This window comes from Kamptonema animale CS-326 (assembly GCF_028330895.1).
GTDB classification, from domain to species: Bacteria; Cyanobacteriota; Cyanobacteriia; order Cyanobacteriales; family Microcoleaceae; genus Kamptonema; species Kamptonema formosum.
Genome location: NZ_JAQMUA010000142.1, coordinates 1 through 11,761 on the forward strand (window position 1 = coordinate 1; position 11,761 = coordinate 11,761).

At 41.2% G+C, this 11,761-nt stretch carries 6 protein-coding genes and 2 pseudogenes; 4 read left to right on the forward strand and 4 right to left on the reverse strand.

Features of this window, described 5'->3' with window-relative positions; translation table 11 throughout:
* The coding region (locus tag PN499_RS08540; RefSeq protein WP_272031372.1) for an AAA family ATPase at window positions 1–5,646 on the forward strand (5,646 nt) is incomplete at its 5' end.
* 214 nt (window positions 5,647–5,860) lie between these two features.
* On the opposite strand, the pseudogene PN499_RS08545 reads toward PN499_RS08540, so the two are convergent.
* Window positions 5,861–6,835, reverse strand: a pseudogene (locus tag PN499_RS08545) (transposase); the annotation flags it as partial.
* A 112-nt stretch (window positions 6,836–6,947) separates the two neighbouring features.
* On the opposite strand from PN499_RS08545, the gene PN499_RS08550 reads away from it, so the two are divergent.
* Entirely contained in the window at window positions 6,948–7,163 is a 216-nt protein-coding gene (locus PN499_RS08550) for a recombinase family protein (protein ID WP_272031373.1), read from the forward strand.
* Here PN499_RS08550 and PN499_RS08555 read toward each other — a convergent pair.
* Window positions 7,152–8,357 carry an ISL3 family transposase gene (locus PN499_RS08555; protein WP_272031374.1) on the reverse strand — a complete coding sequence of 402 codons (1,206 nt, stop codon included), beginning with the start codon at window positions 8,355–8,357 and terminating at the stop codon, window positions 7,152–7,154. The genes PN499_RS08550 and PN499_RS08555 overlap by 12 nt on opposite strands.
* 72 nt (window positions 8,358–8,429) lie before the next feature.
* Here PN499_RS08555 and PN499_RS08560 point away from each other — a divergent pair.
* Window positions 8,430–9,272, forward strand: a pseudogene (locus tag PN499_RS08560) (IS481 family transposase); the annotation flags it as partial.
* A 24-nt stretch (window positions 9,273–9,296) separates the two neighbouring features.
* Window positions 9,297–10,268, forward strand: coding sequence for an ExeA family protein (locus PN499_RS08565; RefSeq protein ID WP_272031375.1), 972 nt, complete (start codon window positions 9,297–9,299; stop codon window positions 10,266–10,268).
* Between the two features lie 382 nt (window positions 10,269–10,650).
* On the opposite strand, the gene PN499_RS08570 is transcribed toward PN499_RS08565, so the two are convergent.
* A complete protein-coding gene (locus tag PN499_RS08570; RefSeq protein WP_272031376.1) occupies window positions 10,651–11,034 on the reverse strand; it encodes a hypothetical protein in 384 nt (127 codons plus the stop codon).
* Entirely contained in the window at window positions 11,031–11,639 is a 609-nt protein-coding gene (locus PN499_RS08575; protein WP_272031377.1) for a ParA family protein, read from the reverse strand. The genes PN499_RS08570 and PN499_RS08575 overlap by 4 nt, the downstream gene beginning before the upstream one ends.
* Window positions 11,640–11,761 lie beyond the last annotated feature (122 nt).

Here is an 11,761-nt window from a genome sequence, read left to right on the forward strand (position 1 = left end):
TATCGGGCTGTCCATAAATCTAGCCACGATCCCGTTATCCTGAAAATTCTCAAGGAAGATTATCCTAGTCCCTCAGAATTAACTCGATATAAACAAGAATACGAAATTACCCGCTCCCTCCAAAAAATTGATGGCGTAATCAAAGTCTATGACTTATTTCCCTACAAAAATACGCTGACTATGGTTGTGGAGGATTTTGGGGGAGAATCACTCGATATTTTGACACAATCCCAAACATTCTCGCTTTCAGAATTTCTCTCCATTGCCATCCAGATTGTACCCGCACTTGGCGAGATTCATGCTGCCAATATTATCCATAAAGATATTAACCCTTCTAATATTGTTTACAATCCCCAAACCGGACAAGTTAAAATTATTGACTTTGGCATTTCCACAAAATTCACCCGCGAAAATCCAACCATTAAAAGCCCCCATCTTTTAGAAGGGACTCTGGCTTATATGTCGCCAGAGCAAACTGGTAGAATGAATCGAGTCCTCGATCGCAGCACAGATTTTTACTCTCTCGGCGCAACTTTTTATCAGTTACTCACCCAAAGACTTCCGTTTGAAACAGACGATCCATTGGAATTAGTTCACTGTCATATTGCCAAACAACCAAAAGAAATTAAAAGTGAAGAAATCCCCCAGGTAATTTCAGATATTGTGATGAAATTGATGGCAAAAAATTCAGAAGATCGCTATCAAAGTGTCTTGGGACTGAAAGCAGATTTAGAAGAATGTTTGCATCAATTACAGCAAAACGGAAAGATTTTAGATTTCCCTCTTGCTCGTTATGATATTTTCGATCGCTTCGCAATTCCGCAAAAACTTTACGGACGAGAAGCGGAAATAGAAACGCTACTTTCAACCTTTCAAAGAATCGCTGAAGAAACCGATCGAAAGTCAACTGAAATGGTGCTAGTAGGTGGTTATGCTGGTATTGGTAAATCAGTGCTGGTACAAGAACTCTACAAACCAATTACTAAGCAACGCGGTTACTTTCTTTCCGGTAAATTCGATCAGTTTCAGCGAAATATTCCCTATTCTGCGATCGCATCTGCATTTAAGTCTTTAGTTCAACAACTGCTGACTGAAAACGATGCTCAATTAGCTCAGTGGCGAGAAAAACTCCTAGCTGCTTTTGGAGTTAACGGACAGGTCATCATTGATGTCATCCCCGAAATCGAACAAATTGTCGGTTCTCAGCCTCCTGTCCAGCTTCTAGAACCCACAGAAACCCGAAATCGATTCAATACAGTCTTCCTAAATTTCCTGCAAGTTTTTTGTCAAAAAGCACACCCTTTAGTTATCTTCCTTGACGATTTGCAATGGGCTGATTCTGCAACGCTCAAGTTGCTAGAAGCGATAATGAGCGATCGCGATTTGGGCTATCTAATGTGCATCGGTGCTTATCGCGATCGCGAAGTCGATCTCGATCACCCCTTAATAAAAATGCGCGAGCGCTTACCAGAACAAGGCGCGATCGTCAACACAATTATCCTCACTCCTTTGCAACTTGAAGAAATAGTACAACTGATTTCAGATGCGCTTCACCAGGATCGAGAAAACGTTAAACCACTAGCAGAATTGGTCGCTCAAAAAACCTCTGGAAATCCATTTTTTATTAATGAATTTCTCAAAACTCTTTATCAAGAAAATTTAGTAAAGTTCGATCGCGCTGCGAAATCTTGGCAGTGGGATATCGCTCAAATTGAAGCTTTGGGTATCACAGACAATGTAGTTGACTTGATGCTCGAAAAACTGAGGAAACTGTCAAAAGCAACTCAACAAGCATTGTATTTAGCTGCTTGCATTGGCAATCGCTTCGATCTCACAACTCTCTGCAAAATTTGTCAAGAATCCGCTGAAAAAACTTGTCAGGATCTCTTACCAGCAATTCAGTTAGGTTTAATTCAGCCTACCTCAGCTCTAGAAACTACATCTTCAGAAACACCGAGCGAATCTGCGTTAATCATCGAGGAATATAAGTTTCAACACGACCGCGTACAACAGGCAGCTTATGCTTTGATTGATGACGATCGCAAGCAGTCCGTACATCTTCAGATTGGCAGGTTATTGCTGAGAGAACTTGGTAAAGCAGAGTTGGGAGAAAAACTCTTTACTTTAGTCGATCATCTCAATAAAGGTCGAGGGTTACTAGAAAGCGATAGCGAAAAAATTGAACTAGCAGAATTAAATTTACGCGCGGCGAAAAAAGCCAAAGAAGCAACTGCTTACACCGCATCCAGAGACTATCTAATTCTTGCCAAAGATGTGTTTCCGGGAGATATTTGGCAAGAGAGTTACGCGATGGCGCTCGACCTTTACAAAGAATTTGCAGAAATCGAGTATCTCAATGGAAATTTTGACCAATCTCAGGATTTGATTGAACAGTCAATCCACCATGCAAAATCGGCAGTCGATCGAGCTAAATTTTACTATTTGCGGATTAATCAATACACCCTATTAGCCCGATATATTGAGTCACTTGAAGAGGGTAAATCTGCCCTCAATTCTTTAGAAATCACTCTGCCTGCGGACAATTTTCAAGCTGCGTTTGAGGATGAACTTAAGGAATATATAGAAAATTTAGGAAGCCGGAAAATTAGTTCTTTGTATGACAGTCCGGAAATGAAAATTTCCGAGAAAAAGGCTGCTTTAAAAATCCTTTCTCGCCTTGTCTCAGTTGCTATGGCTATAAATCCAGAATTGATAAATATTATCGCAGTCAAAGCTGTCAATTTAAATCTCAAATATGGTCATACTAAAGTATCGGCAATGATCTATGGCTTCATGGCATTTACTATGGGTCATGTCTTGCATGATTACCGATCGGGCTATGAATATACTTCTCTGGGAATGAAGTTGGCTGATAAGTATAAAGATTTAGCTTCCAAAGTGCTTATAGCGCAAATTCGTGCTAATTTTATTTCTCCTTGGTTGATGCACATCAAACTTTCTGAAAGTATCAATGCTGAAGGAATTGATGCTGGACTGCAAGCGGGTGATTTACAATTTACTGGATATTCTTATACCTACAACTTATACAACCTCATTTATCAAGGCAGAAATTTAGAATCCCTTTTAAAGGAAGCATCTCAAAATTTAGAATTTGCTCGAAAAACTCAAAATAGCTGGGCAAAAAATAGTATTTTAGCAGCTAAACTTCTCATTAAAAACCTGGTTGGTTTGACTCAGGATAAATTTTGTTTTGCAACAGAAGAAATAGATGAAGCTAATTTTTTGACAACTTGTCAAACTGAGCAAACCCTTGCTGCCGTTTGTTTCTACCAAATTTTTAAGACTCATATTCTCTATCTCTACGGTCAGCCACCAGAGTTATCTTATCTGGAAGAAACAGAGAAGTTAACAGCTTTTATTCCCGGCACTATTTCCACTGCCAAGCTTAATTTTTATTACTCATTAACTCTCGTTGCTCTCTATCCCCAATCTTCCGAAACAGAGAAGGAGAAATACTGGCAGAAACTAGAAGCAAATCAACAACGCCTGAAGGCATGGGCAGATCAATGTCCCGAAAATTTCCAACATCAATATCTTTTAGTCGCCGCAGAAATGACTAGAATATCGGGTAAGTGGTATGAAGCGATCGATTTATACGATCGAGCGATTAAATTGGCTAAAGAAAATGAGTTTATCCACGAAGAAGCACTCGCCAACGAACTAGCATCAAAGTTTTGGTTTGCCCAAGAAAAACCAGAGTTCGCCCAAATTCATTTAAAAAAAGCACGCCAAGGTTATCAAATCTGGGGAGCAAAACGCAAAGTAGAAGATTTAGATGAAAAATATATTCAGTGGCTTAGTTCAAGCCGAACCGATACTAAAAATACCAAGAATCGGATTATCACAACTGGTGGAACATCAGGTGAAGAACTGGATTTTGCAGCAGTAATGAAAGCGTCCCAAGCTATCTCCGGTGAAATCGTTCTAGAACAATTATTAAACCAGGTGATGAAAACTGCGATCGAAAATGCAGGCGCACAAAAAGGTTTTCTGATTCTGGATAAAGGCGGGAATTGGGCGATCGAAGTGGAAGCAGCATTAGAGTCCGATCGCATTACTATTTTACAATCAATTCCCATAGATTCTGTAGATCCTTCCACTGATATTCCCCTCCTATCAATCGCCATCGTTAACTACGTCGCTCGCAGCCAGGAATTTGTAGTATTAAATAATGCCACCGAAGAAGGACAATTTACCCGCGACGCTTACATTATCGCCGCTCAACCTAAATCGATTCTCTGCACTCCCTTATTAGATCGAGGCAAACTAGCTGGCATTCTCTACTTAGAAAATAATCTCGCGATCGGCGCATTTACCCCGCAGCGAGTCGAAACTTTAAAAATCATTGCCGCTCAAGCCGCTATCTCAATTGAAAACGCTCAACTCTACGAACAGTTAGAAGATTACAATCTAACTTTGGAGCAAAAAGTAGAAGAACGTACCAAAGAACTGTCGCACACGCTGGAAATTCTCAAAGCAACTCGAGCTGAATTGGTAATCGAAAATGCTCTGCTACGGAGTGCGGAAGAATCGCCGAGTTACGATTACCAAGTAGGCGGAAGTTTGCCCATAGATGCGCCTACTTATGTAGTGAGATCGGCAGACCGACACTTATACAAAGCTTTAAGACTTGGGCAGCTTTGTTATATCCTCAATACCCGACAGATGGGTAAATCCAGCTTGCGCGTTCAAATTATGAAAAAGCTGCAAGCAGAAGGCTTTGCTTGTACCGCGATCGATATTTCTGTAATTAGCAATTCCCAGATAACTTTAGAGCAATGGTACGCAGGCTTTGCCTACCTCTTAGTTAGTGGTTTAAATCTCTTAGATAAAGTCAATATTCGCACTTGGTGGCGCGAACGGGAATTATTATCGCCCGTGCAGCGTTTATCAGAATTTATCAATGAAGTATTGTTAACCGCTATTTCTGAAAAAATTATTATTTTCATAGATGAGATTGATAGCGTACTCGATCTTCAGTTTGACAGCAGTACATTTTTTGCCATCATCCGCACTTGCTATAACAAACGGGCTGACAGTTCCGACTATCAGCGTTTGAATTTTGTCCTGTTAGGCGTAGCTACTCCTTCCCAATTAATTCAAGATAGAAACCGCACTCCTTTTAATGTCGGTCAAGCGATTCAACTTAAGGGTTTTCAAGTGCATGAAGCTCAACCTTTACTGCAAGGATTGACTAAACGAGTGACCAATCCGCAAACGCTACTTAAAGAAGTAATAGCCTGGACGAGAGGACAGCCTTTTCTCACCCAAAAGGTATGCAAGCTGATTTGCAGTTCTGAGTCTCTTATTCCTACTAATGATGAAGCAGCTTATGTGGAAGAGTTGGTGCGATCGCAAATTATCGAAAATTGGGAATCGCGAGACCAACCAGAACATTTGCGGACGATACGCGATCGGATTTTGCAGGATAAACAGCGTGCTGTAGAACTATTAAAACTTTACCAACAAATTTTACATCAAGGACAGATTGTAGCGGTTGATAATTCAGCAGAAACGGAATTGGTCATGTCGGGGTTAGTAGTCAAGCAAGGGGATTATCTCCAAGTCAATAACCGCATTTATGAATTGGTATTTGACGATCGTTGGGTAGAAAAATACATTTGACTTGACCGATCGTCCACTACCACCAGTCGAGCAAATTTTGGGCTTTCTGGTTTGGATGGTGCAGAATGGATGATGCAGGTGATCGCTATGACAGCTTGGTGTGATCCCTCTTTTGTCACTACAGGGCCCAGAAATAGCGAAGCTGACACCAGCCGCAAAGTAGCAGTTAAAACCCTTGCCAGACAAGGGTTTGAGCGTTCATCTCCTTTTTCACTCAAGAAGCCACCGGGTCAATCAACAATCGCTCATCCAAATCCAATCGAAAAGTCCCATAAGGATTAATATGCCCCCAAGTCAACGGTGTTAGCGCCCGCAAATCATCCAGGTGCATCAACTTCAACCAATCCTTCTCCGACAAAATCCGCTGCATCATCAACGTATTGATATACACCAAACAGATTTGCAATAAATGCAACGACAACACTGCTATCTCTTGGTCTTCTAATCGATTCGTAGCAATTTCACTATTCTTACCATAAAAAATAAAACTATTCGCACTATTCCATTGTTCCACCACATTCAGCCCTGAATGAATTTCTTGACGCAACTCCTCCTTACCGAGATATTCACACAGAAAAATCGTCTTCACCGCCTTACCCAACTCAGCCAAAGCTTGATAAGTAGGATGTACTAAATTAGAACGAGTAAATCGTTTTAAAATTACCTCAGTCTCTGCCGTACCCAATCTCAAAGCCGTAGCATATTTAATCATCTGGTCATACTGATTCCGAATCAACTCCCAATTAATCGGTCTTGTCAGCACAGGCTGTAAATTAGGATAAGCATTACTTTGACCAGCAACAACCCGATACAACTTCTGTTTGTGAATTCTTTTCAACCGAGGCAATAACTGAAAACCCAACAGATGACAGAAAGCAAAAGCCACCTCACTTTGACCGTGAGTATCAACATAATTCTTTTCCACCTTCATATCCGTAGAGTGGCGCAGTAAACCCTCAATCATCGCCGCCACCTCAGAAGAAGAACAAGTTTTCAACTGAGAATAAATACAAACAGACTTCTTCTCAACGTGCCAGTAAATCATCACCCCACGTCCACCATAGCGGATATGCCACTCAGTCATCAAATTCTGATCCCAAGAACCAAACTTTTTAGAATCAGAAGCACAAGCAGTCGTTCCTTCACCCCAGATATGTGGCAATCTCACCTGAAAAATCGCATTAACTACCGTTTTTGCAACACCCGCTCAAACCACCCCAAAACCGACTTAATCTCACCAAAAACTGTTGCAAAACTTATCTCAAAATCTGTGTCTCAAAAACGTAGAATAATAATTAGTTATGCCACAGACTGGAACACTTCGCGCCCCTTGGAGGCACGAGTCTATGCTCGTCGGCTACGCACGGATTTCAACCCTAGAGCAAAACCTTGACCTACAGCGAGATGCTCTGCTCTCCGCCGGCTGTGAAAAAGTGTTCACAGACATAGCCAGCGGGATACAAGATAACAGAGAAGGACTCAAAGAAACTTTGGGTCTTCCGTACTTACTGTGCTAAAATACTAGGTGAATGCCAAAAAAGTAAAGCTCTAACTTGAAAGTTTTTAAAGTTTTTAAATCCAAATCCACAACGTTTTAATAACTTTAATTTGTTGTTAATTCCTTCGACTATTCCGTTGGTTGTTATGAGCTCAAAATAACCTACTATCTCCGAGAGCCACCGCTTAATTGTTTTCACACTTTTCTTGTAGTATGATTCCGCTTTTTTTAACCAATCAATTAGTCCTAAAGTCCCTGAAGCCACGTTATAATTGTTTTCAAATAAGAGGTGAAACTCTTCTTTTAATGAGTGCATAATTCCTACTAATGCTGAAGCTTCTTTAACTTGCTTTAATTTTTCTTTTTGCTGAGTAGACAACTGGTTTTCTGCTTTCAATAATGTATATTTACTGCCTTTTAAACCATCAAATAATTTAGCTCTTTCTTTCAGATTTAGAGACCCTGCTGTTTGTTTTTGGGAAATTCTAGCCTGATTCAACTCCTCATGAATCAATTTTGTGACATGAAATCTGTCTACTGTCACATCAGCATTTGGACAAATTTTTTTTACTAATGATTTATAGTTTCCCGTCATATCCATACTTACTTCTTCTATCTGAGATAATACTTTTTCTCCCCAAGTTAGCATTACTTTCTCAATCTCACACTGTTTTCGCTCTGAAACTAGCCCAATTAATTTATGACTTTCTAAGTCTACTAAAACCACAATAAACTTTCCTTGGCCTTTGACTAAACTAATTTCATCTATCCCTAATCTTCGCAAATTTTGCACATCAACAGGCAAAAAAGATTCAGCAACAAACATGACCATTGACTCAACTCTCTCTGCTGTTAATCCGTTGTTATGAGCGACATTCTTCAGATCGCTATGAATAACTTGTTGAGTAATAGCTGCTGCATATCTATGAGTAAAACTTTTCTTCTCTGGCACAAAATCCAACATCTCACTAAAAGGTTTTTGGCAATTTCTACATTTAAATCTGCGTCGATTAACAGACAAAACTACTTCTCTATTACCCAGGGGTAAATCTTTTACTAAATGTCGTTGATTTTGATGAATTCGATGACTTCTTTGACCACAACGGGGGCAAAGTGCTGTTTTCTTATCCGATTTCACGAAGAAAATTAATGTATCTTCTGTTTGTTGACTATTTTCTACTAAAACTCCCGGTAAATTTAGCAATTTGGTCATCAACCTATTCATAATACACTAGCTTTTTTGACAGGTTCTTAATATTTTAGCACAGTAAGTACGGAAGACCCAATCAAGCTAGCCACCCATCTCCCAGCGGGCAAAGATGGTCGCCGAGTCACAGCCCGTTCTAAAGGCAAAGTGGAAAGACCGTTTCGGACAGTCAAAGAAGCCCATGAAACCTTGTATCACTTTCACGAACCGGAAAACGAAGTTGAGGCTAACTTGTGGTTGCACAAATATTTACTGCATTACAATGACAAACCTCATCGCACCCAATCGCACTCGCGGATGGAAGATTGGCGACTATTTCTGCCCCCAAGTGGCATTAGTCAAATGTGCAGTTGGGAACGATTTTGTACTTTTGCCCGCGAACCTCAGCGCCGAAAAGTAGATGCTTCTGCCAGAGTATCAGTTGAGGGCATAGCTTATCAAGTAGAGCCGGATTTAGCTGGGGAAACAGTAGTGTTGTGGTGGGGTTTATTTGACAATGAACTGTATGTAGAAAAAGAACAGCAAAGGTATGGGCCTTTTTACCCAATTGATGGCCCAATTCCTTTACATCGATATCGGAAATTTAAGAAAACTAAAACCGAAGAACGTGCCGACAAAATTGCCACATTAGCGAAAGAATTGGGATTGCCACGAGCCGCCTTGGAACAGAATGCTGATTTGTTATTTTTGATAAATAAGTACCCAATTATAGAGCCAGTTATTACACCTTTTAATGACCTCGACCCCTTCCAAGAATTTACATATGCTGACGCATTGTTGGCGAAACGGGCAATTGCGGATTACCTGGGAAAAGCGCTGGCGAAATTATCGACCCAAGAACGGGACTTTATTAATGATTTGTTGAGGGAGACTTTAAATAAAAAAGCAGTTATGGAGGGTGTAAAACAGTATTTTAAATAAGATTTCTTAGAGAGGGTAATAAAAATGCTTACTGAAGTGATGTCAAATTTTGGATTAGTCAAGGAATTTCGTCAAGCTGGTTACTATGAGACTGAACACCACAAACAAATCTTTAAAGATATCAAAGCTGCGATTTATTCAGGGCATCTCATTGCCTTGTCAGGGATTGTTGGGTGTGGCAAGACTACCACAATTAGGCGTTTATTTAATGTTTTGGAGCAAGAAGGAAAGATTTACGTATCCAAGTCTTTGTCTGTGGATAAGTGTCGGGCTACATTACCAACACTAATTGCTGCTTTATTCTACGATTTATCAAGAGATAAAGAAATCAAAATTCCCTCAATTGGTGAAAAACGGGAACGAGAATTGCGGGATTTGATTAGGAAGGGTAAAAAGCCTGTAGTGCTGTTTGTCGATGAGGCTCATGACTTACATTATAATACCTTAACTGGGCTTAAACGCTTGATTGAAGTGGTTGAAGATGGTGGTGGGATTTTGTCGGTGGTGCTGGCGGGTCATCCGAAACTGAAGAATAATTTATGCCGTCCAACTATGGAAGAGATTGGGTATCGAGCTACTATTTTTTCTTTGGAGGGTATTGTGGGGTCTCAGCGAGAGTATATTGAATGGTTGTTGTCTAAATGTATTCAAGAAAATACTAAGATTACTGATGTAATAGAGGCCTCAGCTATCGACTTACTGGCGACACGATTGAGGACACCACTACAAATTGAACAGCATTTGACGCTGGCTTTTGAATCGGCATATCTCTTGGGGGAAAAGCCTGTAAGTTTGGCAATTGTTGAATCAATTTTATCTAAGCAAATTGATGATTTGGAACCGACTTTGACAAGGCATGGTTACGATGTCAGCAGTTTGGCTGAACAGTTTAATGCTAAACCTGCTGAGATTAAGTTATGGTTTCGGGGACAATTAGACCCTGTGCGTGTGCGTGAATTACACGCACAAATGGTAGCTGCGGGACTGCCACTTTGAGCGTAATGCAGCTTGGTTGTGAGTCAAGTAAGGCTTTGTTGATGGCTGAATTGCTTGCCAGGGTGGGGTTTGAGTTTGGCTGAGTTTGATTGTTTGAGGTCTGGGAGGATAGTTGTATTTAATCTGGTCTCGTTTACATGATTGTGGTCTGGTCGCATTTAATGTGGTCTGGGTGGCGTTTAATTTGGTCTGAAGTTTTGATTCAGTTTCATTTAATGTGGTCTCGAAAAAATCCTGATTGCGGTCTTGAGTGATTATGATTGCGGTCTCCTACATCTAGTTTACCAGAGCGATCGCCATTCCCACTCGCGCTGATATCATCAAAATATATTATTCGGATGAACCGGAAACGATATCACTAATACTTTACACCTTTTATTGTCTAAAGGTCTAATAGGTTTAACTGTTTACGCAACTGCTCAACATTCTTGATTTGGCTCCAGTCCACATCAGCCTGTTGTAACAGAGAAATCGCCACACCCATCAAATGCTGAGGGTACACTCGTTCTGCTGGTGGCACAGCTTGGGCGTTGTTGTCCCTAACAAGTCTGGCTGTATCTGCTAACCATTCCTGCTGGTTGCGAGTAATTTTGAAATTGACCGCTACCAGTTTCTCCTTGGAATTAGCCAGAGTCGCAGCTTCAACCGGAGGGTCTTGAGTGGGTGCCCTATCAGCTTCCATATCTACTGGTGCTGGTGACTGCTTAATTCCCGAAAACTGGCTCAGCTTTCCAATCCCCCCCATCTTACTCTTAGGTTTGTTCACGACAACCTCCACAATTTTTTGCATTCTTTAGCTAAAAACCGATAAGATGAAGCACCGGAGGACTTGGCAGCATAGGCGGTGACAGGCTTTTGCTGAGCAATGGATTCTGCCACAGCAATGTTGTCAGGAATCACCGTATGTAGCAGCCGATAGTCCAGTTCCACAGAAGCCTCAACCAGCAAACTGTCAGCTTCCTGAGTTAACAGCAAGCGCGACTTATAGCGAGTCCGTAACACCTCAATTGGCACTCCTGTTTGCTCCCCTCGAATTAATTCCACCGCTTCCGACAACCCCTTGAGGGCAGCCGGTTCGCACAGAGTCGGAATCAACACGCGATCGCACGCCAACAGAGCCTGTACCGAAACAGAGGAAAGCCCCGGCGAACAGTCCATCAGGCACACATCAAACCCCTTCAGCTTAGAGAGGGCTGGGGTGAATAAATCATGAGGTGACTGCAACTGGAACAGTCCCAAATCCCCCGGAATCAGCCACAGATTTTTTACCTCTGTATTTAATGGCTCTACGTTATCTCCCTGAAGCCAATCTAAAGCTGTCGGCTGCTGACCGTCTTGACCTAACCCAAAACTAAGTGTAGCGAACTGCAAAAAGCAGAGGTCAAAACTGCAAAAAGGGGATTTTTGAAACCACATTAACTGCCAAAAGTGGGTGTCTCAAAACCACATTCAGTGCAGAAGAAACCACATTACGTGCAAATAAACTGCAAACA

Bases quoted from the DNA above. Each gene is read 5' to 3' on its own strand.
- PN499_RS08550 (WP_272031373.1), top strand. From the start codon at position 6,948: ATGCCACAGACTGGAACACTTCGCGCCCCTTGGAGGCACGAGTCTATG.
- PN499_RS08555 (WP_272031374.1), bottom strand. From the start codon at position 8,357: ATGACCAAATTGCTAAATTTACCGGGAGTTTTAGTAGAAAATAGTCAA.
- PN499_RS08565 (WP_272031375.1), top strand. From the start codon at position 9,297: ATGCTTACTGAAGTGATGTCAAATTTTGGATTAGTCAAGGAATTTCGT.